The following is a 22,693-nucleotide window of genomic DNA, read 5'->3' as shown; positions in this document are numbered from 1 at the left end:
GCCAGCGTGGCGTTGGCGAGCGGGCGCCGAGGCGCTCTGCGCGTTCATGGTGACGGCTGGCCCGAAATCTCGTTCAACAAGGCGAGCAATTCGTCTTCGTCGATCACCCGCACACCCAGTTGCCGCGCCTTGTCGAGCTTGCTGCCGGCTTCGGCGCCGGCGACGACATAATCTGTTTTCCTGGACACCGAACCGCTGACCTTGCCGCCCGCCGTCTCGATCAGCGCCTGAGCCGCCTCGCGGGTGAGCGAGGGCAAGCTCCCGGTCAACACGAAGACCTTGCCGGACGCCGCGCCGGGGGCGGAAACGTAAGCGTCTCCCTCGCTCCAGACCAGGCCGCCGGGGTGCCGCAAGCGCTCGATGACTTGCCGATTGTGCGGTTCGCGGCAAAACAGGTGAATACTTTTCGCGACCGTCGGGCCGACATCGGGCACCTGCATCAAGAGTGCTTCGTCGGCCGCCAGCAAGCGGTCCAGGCTGCCGAAATGGCGTGCCAGATCCTTCGCCGTCGCCTCACCGACATTGCGTATTCCGAGGGCGTAGATGAAGCGCGCCAGGGTCGTCCGCTTGCTCTTCTCGATCGCGCTCAGCAAGTTTTTCGCCGACTTGTCGGCCATCCGTTCGAGCCTGGCGATGGCCGACAAGTCGAGCCCGTACAGTTCATCGGGCGTATGCACGATCCCTTGGTCGACGAGCTGCTCGACAAGCTTGTCGCCGAGTCCTTCGATATCGAGCGCCCGCCGCGACGCGAAGTGGCGCAGCGCCTGCTTGCGTTGTGCCGGACAGTAGAGGCCGCCGGTGCAACGCGCCACCGCCTCGTCGGCGTCACGCGCCACGCTCGAGTCACACACCGGGCAGCGCGCCGGCATGACGAATTCTTTCCCAGCGCCCCGTGGTTTTTCTCCCAGAACCCGGACGACCTCGGGGATGACGTCGCCGGCCCGGCGCACCACCACCGTGTCGCCGATGCGCAGGTCCTTGCGCCGAATTTCGTCCTCATTGTGCAAGGTGGCGCTGGTCACCGTGACACCGCCGACGAAAACCGGCGCCAGTCTCGCCACCGGCGTCAGCGCGCCGGTACGGCCGACCTGAATCGAGATGTCCAGCAACTCCGTCACCGCCTCTTCGGCCGCGAACTTGTGCGCGATGGCGAAACGTGGTGCCCGCGAGGCGAAGCCGAGCCGGTTCTGAGCGGCCAGATCGTCCACCTTGTAAACCACGCCGTCGATGTCGTACGGCAAGCCGTCACGACGCCGCCCGATCTCCCCGAAGTAGGTCAGCAAACCGGCCAGACCGCAGACGCGACGGCGTTCCGGAGAAACCGGAAAACCCCACGCGGCGAGCCGGTCGAGCAAGGCGGAGTGCGTCGGCGGCAAACCGCCAGCGCCGCCACCGCCGATGCCGTAGGCGAAAAAGCGCAAGGGACGCGTCGCCGTGACCCGCGGGTCGAGCTGGCGCAAGCCGCCCGCTGCCGCGTTGCGCGGGTTGACGAACTCTTTTTCGGCCCGTTCGCGCTGGCGCGCATTCAACCGCTCGAAGTCGCGACGCCACATCAGCACCTCGCCGCGTACCTCGAGTTGGGTCGGCCAGTCGTTACCCTGCAAACATAGTGGAATGCTGTGCAGCGTACGCAGATTTGCCGTGACGTCTTCACCCGTGACCCCATCGCCACGTGTCGCTCCGCGCACCAGAATCCCGTTCTCATAGGACAAGCCAACAGCCAGCCCGTCGAACTTCGGTTCAGCCGAGTAATCCACCTCGCCTTCGATCGCCAGACCCTCGCGCACACGGCGATCGAAGGCCGCCACCTCGTCGTCGCTGAAAGCATTGTTTAGCGACAGCATGGGCGTCGCATGGGCGACGGCGGCGAACACCGCCAGAGGAGCTGCGCCGACGCGCTGCGTCGGTGAATCGCTGCGCAGCAGTTCGGGGTGCTCGGCCTCAAGGGCCTGCAGCTCGCGAAACAGGCGGTCATACTCGGAGTCGCTGATCTGCGGCGCATCGAGCACGTAATACTGGTAATCGTGCCGCCTGATCTCGGCCCGCAAGCGGTCGACGCGCTGGCCGACACTCATCCTTGCGCCGCCCCGTTCAGGAGAACAGGCGACGCGCCAAGGGCCCGCCCGCCGGCAGTTGGCGATTCGCCATGGCTGTCTGGTACTGCAGCACCTGCCGGCGGATAGGCTCGATGGCGTTTTCCGACAGCGGACGCCGATTGTCGTCGACCAAGGCGCCGTGCAGCGCGTCGGCAAAGCGACGTGCCAGCTCGACCATTTGCGTCAACACGCGATCGCCATTGGCAACGCGCGGCACGTCGAGCAGGAAAGTGACGCCGTGCGTTGTCATGGTCCGCATCGAGTCGCTGGTAAACCCCTTCGCCTCCTGATTGAGCAGTACATAAAGCACGTTACCGTCGTCGTCGCAACGGGCGAATCGGCCATCCGGATCGATGAGCATACCGGCCGATTCGGCGAGCCCGCGCAGTTTCGTGCCGGGAAACACCTGTCCCTGACTGATGACGTTGACGCCAATCTGGATGTCCACGCCGGCACAGAACTCGTCCAGTTGCGCCGCCATCTGCAAGGCCGGATCGCGCAGCGGCAATTCGGCAACGCCGAGCAGTTCGGTCGCCAGCTCGAGCATGGCGACATGGAAGACCGACAGATCACCGTCGCGCACCGGTCCCTTGCGATCGACGAGTTGCAGCCCGACCCGAATGTGCCGGTACAGGCTGTCGCTGTCCTCGAGAATCGGTTCCCACTCGCCTGTCTCCTCGTTGTAAGCGATCCAGTTGACCGGTTTGCCGATCCGCGCCAGAGCGGCCCGCTGCATTTCGCGAATGCGGTAGGCGGCGGCTGGTTCGGAAGTCTCGATGGCCGCGATATAGTCGATCGTCGGCGACAAAAGACAAGGTGGCACGGCGACGCTCGCCGGTTCCGGTAACGCCACCGGCGATTGGGCCGACGGTACGGAACGCGCCGCCGGCAACGCATCGCCTGACGGCCGCCGGTTTGCCGCCGCGGAACTTGCCTCAGCCGACGCATGAAGCGCCTGCGCCTCGTCGGGGGCGGCCGCCGGGCGCAGCAAGGGCTCGACGCGCTCGTCGCCGGCCCCCATCCCGCCGCCGGCCGACGGCGAGCGCGTGACGATCTCGGGGCCGGAACCGGCGCCGTCGTCGTCACGGCTTTCGTCGGGCGGCGACTCGTCGAGCAAGACATCCGCTTGACGTGCATTCAACAAGTGCTCGGCCAGCTTGCGATGCTTGTGCTCCTGCCATTTGTTATAGGCCAGCACGCCGACCACGGCGGCGCCACCCAGTCCGATCAGACCCATCTGCAAGTCAGTCATGTCTATTCCTAAACGAGTTGCTCGCGCATGCGCAGCGCTTCTTCCATATCGACTTCGACGATGCGCGAGACGCCGGATTCCTGCATGGTCACCCCGACGAGCTGTTGCGCCATTTCCATCGATATCTTGTTGTGACTGATGAACAGGAACTGCGTCTGGGTGGACATCCTTCGCACCATCGCGCAGAAGCGTTCGGTATTCGTATCGTCAAGCGGTGCATCGACTTCGTCAAGCAGGCAGAAAGGCGCCGGATTGAGCTGAAACATCGAGAATACCAGCGCAATCGCCGTCAGCGCTTTTTCGCCGCCGGACAGCAGGTGAATCGTCGAGTTTTTCTTGCCCGGCGGCTGCGCCATGACCTGCAGGCCGGCGTCGAGGATTTCGTCGCCCGTCATGATCAATCTCGCCTCGCCACCCCCGAAGAGCGTCGGAAACAGCTCGCCGAAACTGCGGTTGACCGAATCGTAGGTGGTCTGCAGCAAGTCGCGCGTCTCGCGGTCGATGCGCCGAATGGCGCTCTCCAGCGTCGCCATCGCCTGGCTGAGGTCTGCCGACTGAGCGTCGAGATAGCCCTTGCGTTCGCGCGCCGCTTCGAGCTCGTCGAGTGCCGCCAGATTGACCGCGCCGAGACCGTCGATCGAACGTTGCAGCGAAACGATCGCCGCCTGCAAGGGCCCGGCGCGCGCGCCGGCGACATCGGCCGCCAGCGACGGCTCGTCGGCATTGGCCTCGGCGAGCTGCGCCGCGAACTGCGCGAAGCTGAGGCGAGCCGCCTGTTCCTTCAGTTTCAAGTCGCCGATCCGGTCGCGCAGCGGGTCGAGGCTCTGTTCGACCTTCAGACGCTCCTCGTCCAGCCCACGCAGCGCGTTGGCCGCCGCTTCCAGCGCGTCGCGCGCGGCGGCCAGCGCGTGCTCGCGGGCGACGCGGTGGTCGAGCGCCTCTTGCAGCTGCGGCGCGAGATCATCCGGCTGCCTGGCGCCGGCGGTCTCCTCGCAGCGCGCCAACTCTTCGCCGAGACGCTCCAGTTGCTGGCCGGCCAGAGTGCGGCTGGCCGCCAGTTCCTGCAGCTTACCGCGGCACTCGCGCTGCGAAAACTCGGCCTCCCGCCACTCTCGTTCGGCCGCGTTGCGCTGCTCACGCTCGTCACGCAAGGTGCTTTCGGCCCGCTCGAGAAGCGTCCGCGCACCATCCAGCACGACCTGCAGTTCGCCGACCTGCCGGCGCAGCCGATCGCTCGCCTGCTCGGCAAGCAAGAGCCGTTCGCTCTCGCTTTCCTCTTCCTCGCGCATTTCGGCCAGGCTGTCTTCGATCTGCGCCTGACGTTCACGAAAGCGCTCGCGTGCTTGCGCGAGCTTCAAGGTCTCGACCTGGATGGCGTGCGCCCGGTCCTGCACGACACCCAGTTGCTGGCGTGCGTCCTGCTGCTGCTGCTGGGCGTCGGCGAGACGCTGTTCGCACTCGGCCAGCCGCGCCTGTTCATGCTCAACCTGCCCTTCGTGCCGCTCGATGAGCCCGGCCAGACCATCGATCTCGCGTTGCCGTTCGAGCAGACCGTGCTCCCCGCTATCGGCAGCAAAAAGGGTCACGCTGTGCCGGCCGACGACATCACCACCCGGTGTCACGCAGCAGGCGCCGGCCGGCAGGTTCGCCGCGCGCTCGAGTGCGGCGGCCAGATCCGGCGCCGTGGACACATCGCCCAACCAATCGGCGAGAACCATGGACAAGGCCGGATCGTCACTGCGCACACGGGCCAGCAAGCGGTCGTCGCCGGGCTGCGCCGGCGAGTCGCCAGCGCACTGGGCGACGGGCAACAGCAAGGTCAGCTTGCTGCCCGGCCGGTCTCTACTCCATTTCGGATCGGCAGCAGGCGCCGACAGGGCAGCGAGTTTTTCGCGCAGCAGGGCTTCGACCGCCTCTTCCCAACCGGCTTCGACGTGTAGCGACTTCCACAGCGGCTCACCATGCCGCAGGCCGTGCCGGCGCAGCCATTCGTCGAGCTTGCCGTTGCTCTGCAAGCGCTGCTGAAGCTGCTGCAGCGCCGTACGCCGGGCATGGGTCTCGGCACGTTCTTTTTGCGCCTGCTGCAGAGCCGCCAGCAATTCCCGCCGTTGCTGTTCCAGACGTGGCAAATCCTGCTGCCGCAGCCGCTGACTTTCCTGCATCTCGCCGATCTGCTCGCGCAGTTCGGCCAGATCCTGGTTTTTGTCTGACCACTCGGTCTCGTCGGGCAGCACCACCGTGTCGCGCTCGCGTAACAGGCGTTCCCGCCGGCTGCCGATGTTCTGCAGCGATCGTTGCGCGTGCCCGCGGTTCGCTTGCTCGACATGCAAGCGCTGGTCGGCCTGGGCAATCTCGGCGCGCTGCTGGTTCACCGCCGCCAGCGCCGCCGCGTGCTCGGCCTCGGCCAGAGGCAAGCGTTGCTGGCATTCCTCGAGGCGCGCCCGCCCCTGCTCGGCACGTGCGTCGGCCATCAACAACAGATCCTGCCAGCGCTCTTCGTCGTTCACCAGCTTCTCCGCCTGCTTCTGCCAATGCTCGCGGTCCGCGGTCAATTGCGCCAGCCTCGCCTCGTATTCGCGCTGCGCCTCGCGCCGATGCCGGATCTCGGCCTCCAGCCCAGCGACTTCCGCGTTCGCCCGGAACAGCTCGCTTTGCGCCGCATGCATGCCGTCGCTGGCAGCGAAATGCGTCTCACGAGCTTCCTCCAGGCGGGCTTCGAGATCGCGCAGGGCAGCATGACGAGCTTCCAGATCGGTGCTCGCCTGCTCGATCTCACGCGCCAGCCGTTCGCTCTCGGCCTGTGCCTCGTTGCGCCGCAACAGCCAGAGCAGTTGCTGCCGACGCGTCAGTTCGTCGCTGAACTCGCGATACTGGCGCGCGACGCTCGCCTGGTCCTCGAGACGTTCCATCCGAGAAGCCAGCTCGAGGCGGATGTCTTCGACCCGAGTCAGGTTTTCGCGGGTATCGGCGAGACGGTTTTCGGTTTCCTTGCGCCTTTCCTTGTAGCGCGTCACGCCGGCCGCCTCTTCGAGAAAGACGCGCAACTCGTCAGGCTTGGCTTCGATGATGCGGGAGATGGTTCCCTGGCCGATGATCGCGTAAGCGCGCGGACCGAGGCCCGTGCCGAGAAACAGGTCGGTCACGTCCTTACGCCGCACGTGCAGATTGTTGATGTAGTACTCGGACTGGCCCGTACGCGTCAGCAGGCGCTTGACCGACAATTCGCCATACTGCGACCACTGGCCGCCGAGGCGACCGAGCGAATTGTCGAAAACCAGCTCGACGGCCGCCCGCGACACCGGTTTGCGGCTGCCCGAGCCGTTGAAAATCACATCCTGCATCGACTCGCCGCGCAACTCCGAGGCTTTCGATTCGCCGAGCACCCAACGCACGGCATCCATCACGTTCGACTTGCCGCAACCGTTCGGACCGACGACACCCACGAGCTGCCCCGGCAGGACGATGGTCGTCGGATCGACGAAGGACTTGAAGCCGGCGAGTTTCAGTCGGGTCAGGCGCATGAACGAGAAATGAAGGGCGGTCCGCGCGGCCGCGCCGAAGCTGGAAAAAGCCTCGAAGCGCTACCGGAAAACACCGCCGGCCGCCGGAGACACGCCGACAAAGGGTCGAAGCGTGGATATCGGCAGCTATGATAGCATTCTGCCTGCCTGATTCGACTTCCTCAGAAACAGCACGCGGGACGACCATGAGCACAGAGCCGGCCAAAACCCTCGATACCTTTCCAAACCCCGCTCCCGAGAGGGATTTCCACATCCACATGGAAATCCCCGAGTTCACCTGCCTGTGCCCGAAAACGGGCCAACCGGACTTCGCGACGCTGCTGCTCGACTACGTTCCCGATCAGAGCTGCGTCGAACTGAAAAGCCTGAAGCTCTACATCTGGTCCTTCCGCAACATCGGCTGTTTCCACGAAGCGGTGACGAACCGCATTCTCGACGACCTGGTCGGCGCCACGCGGCCCCGCTACATGAAGCTGACGGCCAGGTTCTACGTGCGCGGCGGCATCTTCACCACCGTCGTCGCCGAACATCGCAAGGCGGGCTGGATCCCGGAGGCGGCGATAGAACTCGCCACCTTCGCCGGTCAGTCCAGCGTCCGGGGCTGACGCGATGAGCATCGTGAGCGCGCTGGCCGACGCCGACCTCCTGCGGCTCGAGGAACTACTCGCTGAGCACACGCTACCCGCCGCGATGCGCCTCGACGAAGCACAAGCCTATTTGTGCGCGGTGCTTTCCGGCCCGCAGCCGCTAGCCGAAACCGAGTGGCTGGCGACCGTGCTTGGCGGTGCCGAGGCCAGCGTCAGCGACGCGGGGCGCCAGGCGGCCGACCTGCTGCGCCGTCTGGCGGTCGACCTGGAGAGTGGAATGGCACGTGGCGAGCCACCTGAGTTGCTGCTCTACGCGAAGGAAAACGACGACACTGGCGGCAGCGACTACCTCCCCTGGTGTCAGGCTTATCTGATGGGCGTCGACCATTCCCCCCTCGACTGGTTCGACGCTCTCGGCGCCGCTGAAGACAAGGAAGACAGCGAAGAGATCTGCTACCTCGACGACCAGTTGTTTCCGCTCTTCATGCTGACCGGCGAGGCTGAAGCGGCCGCCGCCGCGGCCGGCGAGGAATGGCTGTCGGGCCGAGAACTCGATCAGATGCGGCAGGAATGCGAAGAAAAGCTCGCGCAGGCGATCGCGGCGATTTACCGCTTCTGGGTCGCGAAGCGCAGTATCCAGACCGTACGCCACGCCGCCGCCAGGGTCGGCCGCAACGACCCCTGCCCTTGCGGCAGCGGGAGGAAGTACAAGAAATGCTGCGGCACCGGCTGATCCCGATCCGGCTTGTGACGTAGGCCTGTCGCGCTTCCCCATGCGTGCTTGGAAAGGGGAGGAATGGACCGTGTGGCGGCAACGCTGTCTTGTACGGCGCAGCTGAAGGGAGGGTGCTGCAACGGGCTGCGCCAGTTCCGCCCGCCAGCTGGCACGGAACGCCAGGGCATGCCACCGACCGACACGGGATGGGCACGAGCTTGGCTATACTAGCGAACAATGGCAAACACCACATCCCGGCCGGGTTCGCCGAAACTTCGCACGGCCCCTTTCCTGTTCCTCCTCGCCACGCTGTCCGCCGCGCCGGTGGGCGACCTGCAGGCCTTTGAAACTGCCGACCCGTTTGCCACCGGCGCACTTGTGCCGCCACGCCCGGCCCTGTCGCTCGACGCGCCGGAGCCGGCGCGTCGTCCCTGCCGACCGCCTTCCGCCGACGCCGTCTATGGCCTGATCGACGTGGTCGACCTGGCCTTGTGCCAGAACCCGGCGACTCGCGAAGTGTGGTCTTTCGCTCGCCTGCAGGCCGCCGGCGTCGGCATCGCGCAGTCGGACTTCCTGCCCGCACTGGACGGCCGACTGGCCGCCAACCGCGTCCGCGCCAGTGGACAGAGCAACACCCAGAAGAGTGGATCGCTGACGCTGTCGTGGCTGTTGTTCGATTTCGGCGCCAGATCGGCCAACCTCGAAATCGCCCGGCAATTGCTCAGTGCCGCCTCGGCAACGCTCGACTCGACGGTCCAGAACGTCTTTCTGAGTGCCGTTCAGGCCTACTACAACGCCCAGGCGGCACGCGCCGCGGTCGACGCGGCGCGCGAATCCGAGAAAGCCAGCCGCGAAAGCCTGTCGGCGGCCGAAGTCCGTTACCGCGTCGGCAGCGGCACGCCGGCCGACCGCCTGCAGGCGCAGACCGCCTGGTCGCAGGCGACGCTGACGCGCCTCCGGGCCGAGGGCGTGCTGCGCAACACGCTCGGCAGACTGGCTAACGTCATGGGACTCGACGCCGATCGGCCACTGCCACTCGACGATATCCCGGCGGCGACCCCCGACGCCGGATTTGAACGCGACGTCGCGGCGCTGATCGATGAAGCGCGCGCACGGCGGCCCGACCTGAAAGCCGCCGAGGCCGAACTGAAGGCTGCCCGATCGGGCATCGACTACGCGCGCGCCGCCGGTCTGCCGACGCTCTCTCTCGCCGCTGGACCGAAATGGGAGGATCTCGGCGGGGTTTCGGCAAACGCCAGCTCGATCGGGCTGACGCTCAATCTGCCGATTTTTTCCGGCTTCAGCACCACCTACAATGTTCGCGCCGCCGAGGCCAGAAGCGATGTGCAGGCCGCCCGCGTCGACAACGTCCGTCTGCAGGTCGCGCTCGACGTCTGGGAGGCGTATCAGAGCCTGAGCACCGCCGGCCAGACGATACGGACGAGCGCCGATCTGCTGGCCAGCGCCGAGCATTCGGAACGCGTCGCGCTCGGCCGATACAAGGCCGGCGTCGGCAACATCCTCGATGTCCTCAATGCCCAGAGCGCGCTCGCCGGCGCTCGTTTGCAGCGCATCCAGGCGATGCTCGACTGGTACGTGTCGCGTGCGGCGCTGGCCAGGGCAATCGGCGCGCTCGATGGGAAATCGTTGTTTTCGCTCGGCGACGGCAGGAAAGCGCAGACGCCATGACAATTTCACTCCGCAACTCGGCCATCGCCGCACTCGTCGTGCTCCTGGCCGCCGGCGTCTACTACGGCTACCGCGAGAACGCGGCGCAGTCTCCGGAACAGCGCTACAAGCTGCAGGCGACCGAAACGGGCGACATCACGCAAACGGTGTCGGCGAACGGAACGCTCAACCCGGTGGTGCTGGTCAGCGTAGGAACGCAGGTCTCCGGCACCGTGACCAAACTCTATGTCGACTTCAACGACAAGGTCGAAAAGGGGCAGCCACTGCTCGAACTCGACGATTCCTTGCTCGCCGCGCAAGCCAGGCAAACGGCGGCCAATGTCGTCAATGTCGCCGCCGCACTCGATCTGGCGCGCGCCAGCGAGTCGCGCATGAAGGCTCTGTTCGAGCAGGAGTACGTCTCGCGCCAGGAACTCGAGCAGGCGATCCAGACACGCCGGTCCACCGAGGCCCAGTTGGCGCAGGCCAAGGCGGCAGCGGAAAAAGATCAGGTCAACCTCCGGTACACGACGATCCGCTCGCCGGTTTCCGGCGTCGTCGTCGATCGTGTCGTCGACCTCGGTCAGACGGTCGCCGCCAGCCTGCAAACACCGACGCTGATCAAGATTGCCCAGGATCTCTCGGAAATGCGGATCGACTCGAGCTTCGCCGAGGCCGACATCGGCAAGATCCGCGAGGGCCAGAAAGTCCGCTTCACGGTCGACGCTTTTCCCAACCGCAGCTTCCAGGGCGAGGTACAGCAGATTCGCCTCAACCCCACGACCCAGCAGAACGTCGTGACCTACAACGTGCGCGTCTCGCTCTCCAACCCCGAACACATCCTGCTTCCCGGAATGACGGCCTATGTCAGCATCGGCGTCGCCAGCCGGCAGGGCGTTCTGCTGGTACCGAACGCGGCGCTGCGCTTCAAGCCGGCAGACGCCGCCATCGGCAACGGCGAACGGGCGGCAACGCCCTCCCCGTCCGGCGGCCAGAAACCGGCCGCCGACGGCGCCGGCGAAGCCAAAGGCAAGGGCAAAAAACGCGACTCGGCAAGCGGCACCGTCTACGTGGTGGACAAGGGCGAGTTGAAGCCGGTCAACGTGCAGATCGGAATTACCGACAATCGCAACAGTGAAGTACTGGGCGGCGACCTCAAGGCGGGCGACAAGGTCGTCGTCGGCGAGAACGTCGCGGCGACCAGCGGCAAGCCGAGCAGCGTGGGCATGCGACTGTTCTGATGGCGGAACCGGTCATCCGCGTCGTTGCGCTGGGCAAGTCCTATGCCACCGCCGCCGGCGCCTTTCCTGCCCTCAGAGGCGTCGATCTGGCCATCGACCGGGGCGAGTTCGTCGCCATCATGGGGCCGTCCGGGTCCGGCAAGTCCACCTTCATGAACCTGCTGGGCTGCCTCGACACACCAAGCAGCGGAGACTACTTCCTCGTCGCCCGCAACGTCGCCCAGCTCGGCAGGGACGATCTCGCGAAGCTGCGCAACCGGACCATCGGTTTCGTTTTCCAGGGTTTCAACCTGCTGCCGCGCATGACTCTCGAAGACAACGTCGCCCTGCCGCTGGTCTATTCCGGCGTAGACCGCGAGCCTCGCCGGCAAAAGGCGCGCCAGGAACTCGACCGCGTCGGCCTGGGCAGTTACGCGCAATCCCTGCCCAGTCGAATTTCGGGCGGCCAGCAGCAGCGCGTCGCGATTGCCCGCGCGCTGGTCAATTCGCCGCAACTGATCCTGGCCGACGAACCGACCGGCAACCTCGACAGCCAGACGAGCGAGGAGATCATGGCGCTGTTCTCGGAACTGAACGGCGAAGGTATCACCGTCGTCCTGGTGACGCACGAGCCGGACATCGCGGCGTACGCCCGGCGCCAAGTACGCTTCCGCGACGGACGGATCGTCAGCGACACGCCGACGCCTCCCGGAGCAGCCGCGGCATGCTGAAGGCGATGCTCGAAGAAGCCTGGCATGCGATGGGCGCCAACCGCATGCGGACTGTGCTGACCATGCTCGGGATGGTCATCGGCGTCGGCTCGGTGGTTCTCATGATGGCCATCGGCCAGGGCGCCCAATACGCCGTGGCGCAGACGATCAGCACCATGGGCAGCAATCTGTACATTCTGATCTCCGGCTCGACGAGCACCGGCGGCCTGCGCAGCGGCAGCGGCGGCGGCCCGACGCTGACCGTTGCCGACGCCGAAGCGATCGCCGAACTGGACGGCGTCAGCAACGTCGCGCCGGTTCAGCAGGGCACCCAGCAACTGGTTTACGGGCCCAACAACTGGAGCGCCACGGTGGTCGGAACGACGCCGCCCTACCTCGACGCGCGAGCCTGGACGGTGCTCAGCGGCTACCCCTTCGGCGACTCCGACGTGCGTGCGGCGACTCGCGTCGCGCTGATCGGGCAGACCGCGGCGAGCAATCTGTTCGGAGCCGACGATCCGGTCGGCAAGACGATCCGCATCCGCCAGAGCCCTTTCGTCATCATCGGCCTGCTCGGCAAGAAAGGACAGAGCCTCGACGGACGCGACCAGGACGACACCGTGATCATTCCGCTGACCACCGCGCAACGCAAGGTCTTCGGCAACCCGTTTCCGGGCTCGGTGCGGATGATCATGGTGCAGGCCACCTCGGCGCAAGCCATGCCCGCCGTCGAGAAAGACATGACCGCGCTGCTGCGCCAGCGACATCGGCTGCGCGAAGGGCAGGACAACGATTTCTTTCTGCGCAATCTCGCCGCCGCCGCCGATTCGGCGGCCGAAACGACGCGCGTCATGTCGGTCCTGCTCGGCGCCATCGCCTCGGTCTCGCTGCTCGTCGGCGGTATCGGCATCATGAACATCATGCTCGTCTCGGTGACCGAAAGAACCCGCGAAATCGGCATCCGGATGGCCATCGGCGCCCGTCAGAAGGATATCCTGGCCCAGTTCCTGCTTGAGGCCCTGATGATTTCCCTGGCCGGCTGTCTGATCGGACTGATCCTTGGAGCGGCCGCTGCTCTGCTGACCAACGCCATGACCGACATGGTGATCGTCATCTCCGGCGCCGCGGTGCTGGTCGCCTTTGCCGTCGCCGCCAGCATCGGCGTTTTCTTCGGATTTTACCCGGCGCGCCGGGCGGCGGCCCTCGACCCCATCGAAGCGCTGCGTCATCAGTAGCGCGCAACGGGCTACAATCTCGCCCATCTGCCACCCTATCGTGAGGTCCCTCCGCATGCCCATTTTCGCCATCGGTACCCGTCGCCCGCAACTCCACCCCGAGAGCTGGGTCGCCCCTACCGCCGTCGTCATCGGTGACGTCCGTCTGGCCAGAAACGCCTCGATCTGGTGGAACGCCACGGCACGTGGCGACAACGACCCGATCAGCATCGGCGAGAACAGCAACATCCAGGACAACAGCGTTCTCCACACCGACGAAGGCGTACCGCTGACCATCGGTCGCGACGTCACCGTCGGGCATCTGGTGATGCTGCACGGCTGCACCATCGGCGACGGCTCGCTGATCGGCATCGGTTCGGTGCTGCTCAACCACTGCGTGATCGGCAAAGGCTGCGTCGTCGGCGCCAACACGCTGATCCCCGAAGGCAAGGTCTTCCCCGACCACTCGCTGATCATCGGCTCGCCCGGCCAGGTGGTTCGCCAGCTCAGCGAAGAACAGGTCGCCAAGCTCAGGCACAGCGCCGACCACTACGTCGCCAACTGGCAGCGCTACCGGAACGAACTGGTGGGTGTATAGCCGGGCGGCGAAGCGCCGCGGCCGGCTGACCTCTTCGCCAACCACCCTGACGCCAGCCCGACGAAAGCCAGGACGCCCTCGCGAGTAGTTTGGCTTTTCCGTTCGCCGCGGTCGCCCTGGAGGCTCGTTTGTTTGTAAGCGTCCAGCGCATCCACCTACCATGCAGCCCAGTTGCACCCTCTCGAGGTATTCACAGGACAGTGCGATGGGCAAGGGGGGAGAAGTGGCAGCGTACTATGGCGAGGGCATGTAGCAGGTGGGCGGGCGAGTGGCGGCAGCCGGAAGGCCTATGTGCGCAGAACGCGCTGAAGGCTGGATCGCTGAGTTACTGGCACCGGCGTTTGGTGAAGGAGAGCGGAGCGGTCGCTGCCGCCGCACGGGTGACTCTCGTACCCACGGCAATCGCGCCCGTTGCGCCCTCGGGGCCGGTGAGTGCACCGACCGCGTTTGAATCGCTTCGTCCAACAACTGGGCCATGCCGCAAAGGCCGGGAGTTTCCGTCCGGGACGTACTCTCGCCGCAAGGTGGATCGCTATCCGGCGTTTTTCTCTTCGCTTTGCTCCCAGCCGGTAATCATCGCTTTGAGTTGGGCGCCCACAGTGTCACCGGTGGTGATCAAATAGACGTGGGCAATGAAGAAGGCCAGCATCATGAAGGCGCCGATGGTATGGGCGAGAGCGATGGTGGCCAGATCAAAATGGTGTCCCAAGGCCGCCAGTTCGTTGTAGTAAAGATAGATCAGCCCGGAAATCCAGAGCAACGGGTTGATCAGCACCTTGACCATGAGATAGGCCTGCGCCTGCAGCGGATTGTGCTTCTGCCGGCGCGTCACCTTGAAGGGGTGACGCTCGCCGCGGAAAATCCCCAGGACATAGTATTTCAACATCACGTCCACGTTTTTCATGGTCGGAATGTACTGGCGCCATTCACCGGTGACGAAGTGCCAGAAGATGGCGAATATCCAGAGAACGATCAGTGCCCAGGCGGCGACGCCATGAATCTGATGCGCCTTGGCGAAGCCAAGCAGATGGTAGGTACCGTGAATCTCGAAGCCGGTGATCATCATGCCGATCACCAGCAACACCTGGGCCCAGTGCCAGAACCGCTCGAAGCGGGTAAAGATGTAGATACGTTCCATGATGGTTTCCTCGAAATCAGCGTGGGCGGCGCAGTATGCGGATCAAGCCGTGCAGCGATACGGCCGCCAGCGTAGCCCCGGCGATCAGCCAACCGATCAGGTTGACCAGGCTGTTGGCATCACGCCCCGGAATGTGAATGCCTTCGATCTTGTCCAGGCGACCGCCTTTGGTGTGGCATTCGTTGCAACCCAGAGCCTTTTCTTTGGGCGCCACCATGTGGGTGATTGGCCAGGACATGTCGGTCTTGATAAAGCCCACCTTGCCTGAGAAATCGGCGCCGGCGACCTTCATGCCGGTCTCGATGGCTTTTTCCCAACCGAAGTTCTTCCAGTACGCGGTATCGTCGTTGCCGGCGGTATGGGGTGTCACCAGCGTCTTGTTGACTGCGTCGAAGGGTTGCGCGCCGCGGAACACTTTCATCGGCCAGATCAATGATTCCCCATCGGTGGCGCTGCCGCCCAGTTTGTTGATGTGCGTCACGCCGTCCGTGTTCTCGATCTTATCGCTGAGCAGTGTATAGCTGACCTTGCCATTGAACCAGGCGTACTCGGGGATGACGTTTTCGCCGAGCGCGAAATCCCCTTTCTTCGAATCGTAAATGACGCGCCCCTTGTCATCCTTCTTGATCATCGGTTTGCCATCGGGAGTCAACCGGCCGGCGGTCGACCAGTCCCAACTCATCTTGGTGGCGACGCCGCCGCGGGCGATAGCGGGAATGTGACAGGTCTGACAGGCAATCTTGTCGGTATGGTGATTGAGCTTGGTCGCCATGCCGCCTTCCTTGTGCGGGTTGAGCCCATGGCAGGACTGGCAGGTGGCCGGATTGCTCTTGTCCTCCTTGCCGCGCATGTGAGCACCGTCCTTGTCTTTGCCGACCGGAGTGTAACGACTGCCCGGGACGTCGTGGCTTGCGGTCTTGTGGCAAGTGCCGCAGGTGAAGTCGAGGCCGGTGGCGTCCATGTGAACGTCTACATCCTTGTCCGGGGAAGCAAGCGACGAATCCATGTCGCCGTGCTTGACACCATCGCCACCACCGCCGAAGAAGTGGCAGGCGCCACAGGTGTCACGGCTGGTCTTGCCGACCTTCTGCGCAACCCGGCTCAGGTCAACCGCTTTGGCGATCTTGCCTGAGCCGGGCGGAATCTCGACATCTTTGTACGGCGGGTGACCGGCCATGCCGGGCAGTTTGCGATAGGTGCCGGTAGTGTCGTGGCAGACCAGGCAATCGACATTTTCCTCCGCTGAAAAGTCGAAGCTCGCATCCTTCCAGCCGTAGCCGACGTGGCAACTGGTGCAGAAGGCGTAATTTGACGGAACCGAGATACAGAAATTGTTGATGACGTTCTTTTTGCCCAGGCGCTGCCGATTTTCCGGGTTCAGGAAATCCCAGGTCCAGTGCTTGGTGCGGTGCACCTGTTTGGCGGCTTCGGTATGGCAGCTCAGGCAGACCTGGGTCAGCTCCGGGCCGGACGCGAAGTTCTGCTGCAATTCCTTGTACTTGGCGTGGTCTGCCGTCGAATCCAGCCGTACCGGTGGCGGCTCGCTGGCGCAGGCCGTGCCGGCAAAAAGCAGCGCGGCCAGCAGACTGCCGATCGAACACGTCGTGGTCAACCGGTCAAAAATACTAAATATCATGTCGTCCCCGTGCGAATCGGTGAGAGGGCCTATTTCTTCTCGGCAATGAGGTAGCTTCCATCCTTGCTCCACTTGATGTCGGCATCAAGAAAGTAGGTCTTCAGGGAAGGTTTGTAAAGCTTCGCCATGTCATGCGCCTCGCCGCTACGGGCGCTGGTGCCGCAGAAGAAGACGATCGGTTTGTCGGTCGGTAGTTCGTCAATACGCTTTTCCAGTGCATTGATCGGGAAATTGACGGCGCCCTTGAAGGTTCCGGTGGCAAATTCAGCGGGTTCGCGCACGTCGATCAAGTGAATTGTCGCCGGCGCTTCCGTGTAGATTCTCTCGAACGAAGCGACGCTGATCGTGCCGCTTTCCTTGCCCGCCTGGATCGCCGGAGCGGCCGGCGTGGCGGAGGTTTCGGCGGTGGGTCCGGGGCCGTACAGCCTTTCCCAGGCGGGATACCCCTCAGGCACCACCTTGACGGCGCTATAGCCCAGCTTGACCGCCTTGGCGGCTGAATCCGAGCTCAGTTTGCAGCTCAGACCTTCACAGTAGAAGTAAAGCGGAGCGGCCTTGTCGGCCGGCAGACGGTCGACCAGCTTGTCGAACTGCAGATCGGGAATACTGATCGCGCCGGGGATATGACCTTTGTCAAACTTGCGCTCTTTCGGCCGCGAGTCGATCAGCGTCATCGCTGCCTTTTCGTCGATCAGCTTCTTGATGTAGGGAACGCTCACTGCCCCGACATGGCCGCTTTTCAGCCAGTCGGGGTAACCGTCGGCGTAGACTCGAATGTTGCCATACCCAAGCTTTTCGGCCCGGAACGCCGAATTGTGGCTGAGCATGCAGTCCGGACCGTCGCAATAGAAAATAAGCAGACTGCTCTTGTCTTTGGGTAACCGGTCGACCAGCTTGTCAAACTGGCTGTCTGGAATGTTGAGCGCGGTTGGGATGTGACCCGGATCGTACTTGCGCACCGTCGGCCGTGAGTCGACGATCTGTACGTCGTCCGGCTTGGGTAGAACGGCGTATTCGGCAACGAATTCGGCGTTGACCAGCTTGTGGTACCAGCCGGCCTTTTGGACGACCGCCTCCTCGGCTGACAAGGTGGTAGTCGGGAAAACGACGGTAACGGAGAAAAGAGCGGTCAGCACGGCGGCAACCGCAAGGGAACGAATCGGTTTCAACATGATCTCCGGCGGATTCGGTATCGACGAGGGATGCACTCAGCGCATCTCAACTGCACGTGGCTGGCGCATCGCCATCTTTGGCGCCCTTGATGACGAACGCTTTGATGTCTTGGAAAAGTTCGTCATCGGGCACGTCGGCAAACTTTTCGGCTGCCTTGTTCTGGCTGCGGATGCTGGCGCGGTAGGCCTTGCTGACGTACTGCCTCATCGAATCTTTGCCATTGGCATGCTTGTCGGCCTCCAGGTAGTTGGCCCACTGGCTCTTGGTCATCGTGCTCGGAGCGATCGAGCCGCCTGCCTGGGCGGCATGACAGGCAGTGCACACACTACGGTAATAAACGCGACCGCGTTTCCAGTCAGCTTCGTAAGCCAAGGCGAGCGATGAGACACTTAGCAGTCCAACAGTGATTGCGGCGGCAATCGGCGAACACTTGATCATGGCGAACTCCGGTGAAAATTGATCTTTCCTGACCGCGCTTGCCCGTTGTCAGGGGCCTTTGCGTGGGAAGGAATATTACTGTTGTACATTAGAAAATCAGTACATACTTCAATACCTGCGCATGATCTGCGTCAACGATCCTGTCAATTTTCTGCCCGCGGCAAAATTTCTGAACCTCGGGGTGTGCAACCTTATTACGCAAGAGCTCGCAGGCGATTCCATTGGGACGTAGAGTTCCGCCCCTCAAGTTGAGATAGATGTTGCCGGTCATCCAGTCCTCGTCGCCTGGGCGAGCCTCGACTGGCCGATTGAACGCGCAGCGGAGTAGAATTCGTCCGGTGACCACGCTGCTCGTACTGACCAATCTACCCGACCGACCGACTGCCGAAGCTCTGGCCAGGGAGCTCGTCGAGGCGCGTCTCGCGGCGTGTGTCAATATTCTGGCGCCGTGTCACTCGGTGTACCGTTGGCAGGGATCTATCGAAACCGCCGACGAGGTTCCCATGCTGATCAAGACGTCCAGTGAGCGTTATCTGGCGCTCGAAGCGGCAATCCGCCGCCGCCACCCCTACGAGCTGCCGGAAGTGATCGCTCTCCCCATCCGGGAAGGACTGCCGGAATACCTGGCTTGGGTGGCGGACGAAACGCATCCTGTCGATTGATTTCTGCCCCACCTGCTCATGACCCGTCGCTGCCTGTTCTTACTCTTCTTTTTTCTGTCCGCCACTCTGAGCTACGCCGACGATTTTCTCGACCCGGCCGTCGCTTTCCGGCCGACGGCGCGCGCCATCGACGGACAAAACATCGAGGTGCGCTTCGCGATCGCCAAGGGCTACTACCTCTATCGCGACAAGTTCCGCTTCGCCGCGGAACCGGCGACCGTGCCACTCGGCGCGGCCGCGCTGCCGCCCGGCAAAGCGAAGGACGACGAGACTTTCGGCAAGGTCGAGGTCTACTACGAGACGGTCGTTATCCGCCTGCCGGTCGAGCGCAACAGCTCGGGTCCGCTGGCGCTGATTTTGAAAGTCACTTCGCAAGGCTGCGCCGACGCCGGCGTCTGCTATCCGCCGCAGCAGCAGAAACTCAACCTGCAACTCCCGGACCCGACGGCCGTTGCCGCACCTTCGGAGCCCGGCCCGGTGACCGACGAGTCGGGACGCATCGCGCAATTGTTCCGCCACAGCGGTTTCTGGCTGCTCGTCGGCAGTTTCTTCGGCTTTGGACTGCTGTTGTCGCTGACGCCATGCGTCTTTCCGATGATCCCGATCGTTTCGAGCATCATCGTCGGCGCCGGTCGCAACGGTCGTCCCGTCTCGCATTGGCACGGCTTCGTACTGTCGCTGACCTACGTTCTGGGAATGGCCCTCACCTACGCCGCGGCGGGAATCGCTGCCGGCCTGACCGGTACCTTGCTCGCCACGGCACTGCAGAATCCCTGGGTGCTCGGAGGCTTTGCCGCACTTTTCGTGGCCTTGTCGCTGTCGATGTTCGGCTTCTACGAACTGCAAATGCCGACCTTCCTGCAAAGCAAGGTCACGGAGGAAGCAAACCACTTCAAGGGCGGGTCGCTGCCCGGAGTCGCCGTGATGGGCGCCGTTTCGGCAATCATCGTTGGCCCCTGCGTCGCGGCACCGCTGGCCGGCGCCCTGCTCTACATCGGCCAGACCGGTGACGCCAGACTCGGCGGCGCCGCGCTTTTCTCGATGGCGCTCGGCATGGGCACGCCTTTGCTCGCCGTTGGCGTCTCTGCCGGTAGTTTGCTGCCCCGCTCAGGTCCGTGGATGGACGCCGTCAAGAAGGCACTCGGCGTACTCCTGCTCGCCACTGCCGTCTGGCTGGCCTCGCCGGTCATTCCGATAGTCGCGCAGATGGTCGCCTGGGCCTTGTTGCTGATCGTTCCGGCGATCTATCTGCACGCCCTCGACCCTCTGCCGCCGCACGCCAAGAACTGGCAACGGTTCTGGAAAGGAATCGGCATCGTCATGCTGCTGCTCGGTGCGGCGATGCTGATCGGCACGCTGGCCGGCTCGCGCGACCCCTTGCAGCCGCTGTCGGTACTGCGCAGCGCATCGGCAAGTGGCGAACTCAGGCCACTGCCATTCACGCGCGTCCGTTCGCTGGCCGATCTCGAAACCCGAATCCGGACGGCCGGCAAGCCCGTACTGCTGGACTTCTATGCCGACTGGTGCGTGTCGTGCAAGGAAATGGAAAGATTTACCTTCGCCGACCCGCGCGTTCAGGCCAGACTGGCCGGCTGGACTTTGCTGCAGGCCGACGTGACGGCGAATTCGGATGAGGACAGGGCGCTGTTGCAGCGTTTTCAACTTTTCGGTCCGCCGGGAATCATTTTCTTCGACGCCAGCGGAAAGGAAATCGACGGCGTACGTGTCGTCGGTTTCCAGAATGCCGAGGAGTTCCTGAGCCTGCTGGCCAAGCTGAGCTAGATTCCCTTCCCAGGTCGCCGCGCTAGGCGACGACACGCATCGCCGACGCTGCTGTCGCGGCCACCGCCGCGCTTCACCCGCCCAACGACATCACTGTAGGGCACCCGGCGACAAGGGCTTGCCGCTGGCAAGTGCCCGGGTACCGGCTGGCAGCCGGAATTCCGCTACCGGTAGCAGGCTGCGCTCACGCACCGATCCCGGCGGCCGTGCCGTTCCCCTCAGTCGCGAGTTACTGGGCAAGGAGAAGTCCTGGCCGTCGGGGTTGCTCAGAAGCGACCGTTCGGCGGTCTGGTTGCCATCGTAGCGGCCGGGGCCCAGCGGAGAAAAAGTGCTCGGTCCGACGACCAGATTATTGATCGCCCAGACTTCGGTTTCGGGCGGCAGACGGTCGCTCCAGAGGCGCAGGAAGCGTCCGCCGTGATGCTCGTCGAGCAAGGTGTTGTGCGCCAGATACAGACCGTTCTCGGGCCAGCGCCGACCCTCCGCACCGTAGGAGATCAGGTCGGGATTCTCGGTGCTGGCGCTCTGGCCGACAATGTTGCCGATCATCCAGGCCAGCCCGCCATTCGGAAACTCGACCTCGTACGACGCTCGCCCGCCCTCGCCATCGACGATCATGTTGTAAAACAGAAAACTCTCCCTGGCCCGGGACTTGATCAGGTGGCCACGGAAGCCCTGCTCGAAGCGGCTGCCCCTGACACTGAGGCGAGCGATCGTTCCCGCGTAGAGCAGGTGGTGCAGCGCCCCGCTGTGTTTCGGTGCTTGGCCGAACTCGCTGTCCTCGATGTCGAGCACCGTCGTCGGATCGTTTCCCGTCAGGATGCCCATCTCGTTGTCCAAGAAGGCACAGCGAACGATTCGCAGCTGGCCATTTTCCAGGCGAATTCCCGCGCCGTTACCATGCCGCACGCGCACGCCCCGGATTTCGATGTTTTCTATCAGCATGTCCGCGTTGCGGACCACCCACAACGCCTTGTCTTCCGCACTGTCACCGTCAGCGAGGAAAACCGGCCGCTTGCCACGGCCCCTGATCGTCACCCGGCCTGCTCCCCAGACGACCGCCTGCCGTCGATACTCGCCGGGCAGAATCTCGATGGTATCGCCATCACGCGCCATCCGCGCCGCTTCCTTGAGGCTGCCGATCGGCTCGTTTGGTCCGACGACGATCGTCCTTCCGCTCGCGGCTTGAGCGGTCGGCGTCTTGTCTGGTCCCGCGTTCGGACCGTCGATGCCCGAAGGCGTAGCCCCCGAATCCCGGGTGACGGCGGAAGGGCGGTCCGGAGGAGGTTTGACGACCTCGAGCTGCCCCTGTTCATTGCGACGAACGCTGCCCAGTTCGACCGGCGCCGGCGGCAACGCTTCCGCGCACGGGGTATTGATCACCACACCCAGCGCCAGGTCGGCAATGAACACTCGCATCGCGAGTCGATGGATAGGCCTCACCTGGTCAGCAGTCGGGAAACGGCACCTCACGCTATCCGGCCGACAGCCGGCCTCCCCGCCACCGCTGCCCGGCGACGGAGAGCGCACGCTTCCAGACCGGTCGACCGACTCATCGCTAGGCCAGCTCGACCTGGGCCCCGAGTTCGACGACACGGTTGGGAGGAATCTTGAAGAAGGCGGTAGCCGGATCGGCATTGCGGAACATCCAGGTAAACAGGATCTGCCGCCAGTAAGCCATGCGCGCGCGCCTCGAAATCGGCATCGTGACGACCGTCTCGCGACCGAGAAAGAACGACGTCTCCATCATCTCGAAACGCAGCCCCAGATCGGCGCACTCGTCCATGACTTGCGGCACGTTGGGATCGTCTTTGAAGCCGTAGCGGACGAATACACGATAAAAACCCGCCTCCAGCCCCTCGACGCGCACACGTGCGTCTTCCGGAACGTGCGGCACGTCTTCCGAGGCCACATGCAGCAACACCACCCTCTCGTGCAACACCTTGTTATGGTAAAGGTTGTGCAGAAGTGCGCGCGGCACGCCTTCGGGGCTGGCGGTCAGGAAAACGCCAGTCCCCGCAACGCGCTGCGGCCCGCCGCTGGCCAGGCTGGCGATGAAGGCGTCGAGCGGGATCGAATCCTGCTGCAGCTTTTCGTAAAGCAATCGACGGCCCAGTTTCCAGGTCGATAGCAAGGCAAACACCGTGAAGCCGAGTGCCAGCGGAAACCACCCGCCGTCGAGGATTTTGATGACGTTGGCGGAGAAGAAGGCGAAGTCGACGACGACGAAGAAGACCAGGAAGAGCGCCGCGCGCGGCCAGCTCCAGCGCCACAGGGCGCGCA

At 64.1% G+C, this 22,693-nt stretch carries 18 protein-coding genes; 9 read left to right on the top strand and 9 right to left on the bottom strand.

From position 1 onward, the window contains the following. Positions 1–44: 44 nt before the first annotated feature. Genes ligA through smc form a run of 3 tightly spaced genes read right to left on the bottom strand, consistent with a single transcriptional unit; the run spans position 45 to position 6,869 of the window. Positions 45–2,075 carry an NAD-dependent DNA ligase LigA gene (gene ligA, locus Q1M07_RS12475; RefSeq protein WP_300454218.1) on the bottom strand — a complete coding sequence of 677 codons (2,031 nt, stop codon included), beginning with the start codon at positions 2,073–2,075 and terminating at the stop codon, positions 45–47. A gap of 16 nt (positions 2,076–2,091) precedes the next feature. Further along, the gene (locus tag Q1M07_RS12470; RefSeq protein ID WP_300454217.1) at positions 2,092–3,348 is read right to left on the bottom strand and encodes a cell division protein ZipA C-terminal FtsZ-binding domain-containing protein; all 1,257 of its coding nucleotides are present in this window, start codon (positions 3,346–3,348) and stop codon (positions 2,092–2,094) included. Between the two features lie 8 nt (positions 3,349–3,356). Beyond that, complete coding sequence (gene smc / locus Q1M07_RS12465) at positions 3,357–6,869, bottom strand: chromosome segregation protein SMC (RefSeq protein ID WP_300454216.1); 3,513 nt, start codon at positions 6,867–6,869, stop codon at positions 3,357–3,359. Positions 6,870–7,054: 185 nt separating this feature from the next. Here smc and queF point away from each other — a divergent pair, with 185 nt between their 5' ends. The 7 genes from queF to Q1M07_RS12430 all read left to right on the top strand — a co-directional run bounded on the left by queF (position 7,055) and on the right by Q1M07_RS12430 (position 13,581). Further along, on the top strand, positions 7,055–7,474 hold the full coding sequence (gene queF / locus Q1M07_RS12460; protein ID WP_300454215.1) for a preQ(1) synthase: 420 nt from the start codon (positions 7,055–7,057) through the stop codon (positions 7,472–7,474). Positions 7,475–7,478: 4 nt separating this feature from the next. Then, the gene (locus tag Q1M07_RS12455; RefSeq protein ID WP_300454214.1) at positions 7,479–8,189 is read left to right on the top strand and encodes a UPF0149 family protein; all 711 of its coding nucleotides are present in this window, start codon (positions 7,479–7,481) and stop codon (positions 8,187–8,189) included. A 219-nt stretch (positions 8,190–8,408) separates the two neighbouring features. Continuing rightward, positions 8,409–9,860 (top strand): TolC family protein, encoded by a 1,452-nt coding sequence (locus tag Q1M07_RS12450; protein WP_300454213.1) that lies wholly within the window; start codon positions 8,409–8,411, stop codon positions 9,858–9,860. After that, a complete protein-coding gene (locus Q1M07_RS12445; RefSeq protein ID WP_300454212.1) occupies positions 9,857–11,080 on the top strand; it encodes an efflux RND transporter periplasmic adaptor subunit in 1,224 nt (407 codons plus the stop codon). The genes Q1M07_RS12450 and Q1M07_RS12445 overlap by 4 nt, the downstream gene beginning before the upstream one ends. Further along, the gene (locus tag Q1M07_RS12440) at positions 11,080–11,790 is read left to right on the top strand and encodes an ABC transporter ATP-binding protein (RefSeq protein ID WP_300454211.1); all 711 of its coding nucleotides are present in this window, start codon (positions 11,080–11,082) and stop codon (positions 11,788–11,790) included. The genes Q1M07_RS12445 and Q1M07_RS12440 overlap by 1 nt, the downstream gene beginning before the upstream one ends. Next, positions 11,784–13,004: an ABC transporter permease gene (locus Q1M07_RS12435; protein WP_300454210.1), complete on the top strand. Its 1,221-nt coding sequence runs from the start codon at positions 11,784–11,786 to the stop codon at positions 13,002–13,004. The genes Q1M07_RS12440 and Q1M07_RS12435 overlap by 7 nt, the downstream gene beginning before the upstream one ends. A 55-nt stretch (positions 13,005–13,059) precedes the next feature. After that, positions 13,060–13,581 (top strand): gamma carbonic anhydrase family protein, encoded by a 522-nt coding sequence (locus tag Q1M07_RS12430; RefSeq protein WP_300454209.1) that lies wholly within the window; start codon positions 13,060–13,062, stop codon positions 13,579–13,581. Positions 13,582–14,113: 532 nt separating this feature from the next. Here the strand turns inward: Q1M07_RS12430 and Q1M07_RS12425 are convergent. From Q1M07_RS12425 to Q1M07_RS12410, 4 genes are read right to left on the bottom strand one after another with little or no spacing between them, the layout of a single operon-like run. Continuing rightward, the gene (locus Q1M07_RS12425; protein WP_300454208.1) at positions 14,114–14,719 is read right to left on the bottom strand and encodes a cytochrome b/b6 domain-containing protein; all 606 of its coding nucleotides are present in this window, start codon (positions 14,717–14,719) and stop codon (positions 14,114–14,116) included. Positions 14,720–14,735: 16 nt separating this feature from the next. Further along, a complete protein-coding gene (locus tag Q1M07_RS12420) occupies positions 14,736–16,355 on the bottom strand; it encodes a tetrathionate reductase family octaheme c-type cytochrome (protein WP_300454207.1) in 1,620 nt (539 codons plus the stop codon). A gap of 29 nt (positions 16,356–16,384) precedes the next feature. Continuing rightward, on the bottom strand, positions 16,385–17,527 hold the full coding sequence (locus Q1M07_RS12415) for a rhodanese-like domain-containing protein (RefSeq protein WP_300454206.1): 1,143 nt from the start codon (positions 17,525–17,527) through the stop codon (positions 16,385–16,387). A 46-nt stretch (positions 17,528–17,573) separates the two neighbouring features. Then, positions 17,574–17,966, bottom strand: coding sequence for a cytochrome c (locus Q1M07_RS12410; RefSeq protein ID WP_300454205.1), 393 nt, complete (start codon positions 17,964–17,966; stop codon positions 17,574–17,576). Positions 17,967–18,295: 329 nt separating this feature from the next. Between Q1M07_RS12410 and cutA the strand changes: the two genes are divergently transcribed. After that, a complete protein-coding gene (cutA, locus tag Q1M07_RS12405) occupies positions 18,296–18,628 on the top strand; it encodes a divalent-cation tolerance protein CutA (protein WP_300454346.1) in 333 nt (110 codons plus the stop codon). 18 nt (positions 18,629–18,646) lie between these two features. Beyond that, on the top strand, positions 18,647–20,410 hold the full coding sequence (dsbD, locus tag Q1M07_RS12400) for a protein-disulfide reductase DsbD (RefSeq protein ID WP_300454204.1): 1,764 nt from the start codon (positions 18,647–18,649) through the stop codon (positions 20,408–20,410). Between the two features lie 90 nt (positions 20,411–20,500). Here dsbD and Q1M07_RS12395 read toward each other — a convergent pair whose 3' ends face one another. Both Q1M07_RS12395 and Q1M07_RS12390 read right to left on the bottom strand, forming a co-directional pair. Continuing rightward, on the bottom strand, positions 20,501–21,829 hold the full coding sequence (locus Q1M07_RS12395) for a hypothetical protein (protein ID WP_300454203.1): 1,329 nt from the start codon (positions 21,827–21,829) through the stop codon (positions 20,501–20,503). Between the two features lie 139 nt (positions 21,830–21,968). Further along, positions 21,969–22,693: KUP/HAK/KT family potassium transporter (locus tag Q1M07_RS12390; RefSeq protein WP_300454202.1), on the bottom strand; the 725-nt coding region annotated here is incomplete at its 5' end.

Source organism: Accumulibacter sp. (assembly GCF_029255285.1).
GTDB lineage: Bacteria > Pseudomonadota > Gammaproteobacteria > Burkholderiales > Rhodocyclaceae > Accumulibacter.
This window is presented reverse-complemented; position numbering and strand designations above follow the sequence as displayed.

Bases quoted from the DNA above. Each gene is read 5' to 3' on its own strand.
- smc (WP_300454216.1), bottom strand. From the start codon at position 6,869: ATGCGCCTGACCCGACTGAAACTCGCCGGCTTCAAGTCCTTCGTCGAT.
- ligA (WP_300454218.1), bottom strand. From the start codon at position 2,075: ATGAGTGTCGGCCAGCGCGTCGACCGCTTGCGGGCCGAGATCAGGCGG.
- Q1M07_RS12395 (WP_300454203.1), bottom strand. From the start codon at position 21,829: ATGCGAGTGTTCATTGCCGACCTGGCGCTGGGTGTGGTGATCAATACC.
- Q1M07_RS12445 (WP_300454212.1), top strand. From the start codon at position 9,857: ATGACAATTTCACTCCGCAACTCGGCCATCGCCGCACTCGTCGTGCTC.
- Q1M07_RS12455 (WP_300454214.1), top strand. From the start codon at position 7,479: ATGAGCATCGTGAGCGCGCTGGCCGACGCCGACCTCCTGCGGCTCGAG.
- Q1M07_RS12450 (WP_300454213.1), top strand. From the start codon at position 8,409: ATGGCAAACACCACATCCCGGCCGGGTTCGCCGAAACTTCGCACGGCC.
- Q1M07_RS12425 (WP_300454208.1), bottom strand. From the start codon at position 14,719: ATGGAACGTATCTACATCTTTACCCGCTTCGAGCGGTTCTGGCACTGG.
- Q1M07_RS12470 (WP_300454217.1), bottom strand. From the start codon at position 3,348: ATGACTGACTTGCAGATGGGTCTGATCGGACTGGGTGGCGCCGCCGTG.
- Q1M07_RS12415 (WP_300454206.1), bottom strand. From the start codon at position 17,527: ATGTTGAAACCGATTCGTTCCCTTGCGGTTGCCGCCGTGCTGACCGCT.
- Q1M07_RS12435 (WP_300454210.1), top strand. From the start codon at position 11,784: ATGCTGAAGGCGATGCTCGAAGAAGCCTGGCATGCGATGGGCGCCAAC.
- queF (WP_300454215.1), top strand. From the start codon at position 7,055: ATGAGCACAGAGCCGGCCAAAACCCTCGATACCTTTCCAAACCCCGCT.
- Q1M07_RS12430 (WP_300454209.1), top strand. From the start codon at position 13,060: ATGCCCATTTTCGCCATCGGTACCCGTCGCCCGCAACTCCACCCCGAG.
- Q1M07_RS12420 (WP_300454207.1), bottom strand. From the start codon at position 16,355: ATGATATTTAGTATTTTTGACCGGTTGACCACGACGTGTTCGATCGGC.
- Q1M07_RS12410 (WP_300454205.1), bottom strand. From the start codon at position 17,966: ATGATCAAGTGTTCGCCGATTGCCGCCGCAATCACTGTTGGACTGCTA.
- dsbD (WP_300454204.1), top strand. From the start codon at position 18,647: ATGACCCGTCGCTGCCTGTTCTTACTCTTCTTTTTTCTGTCCGCCACT.
- Q1M07_RS12440 (WP_300454211.1), top strand. From the start codon at position 11,080: ATGGCGGAACCGGTCATCCGCGTCGTTGCGCTGGGCAAGTCCTATGCC.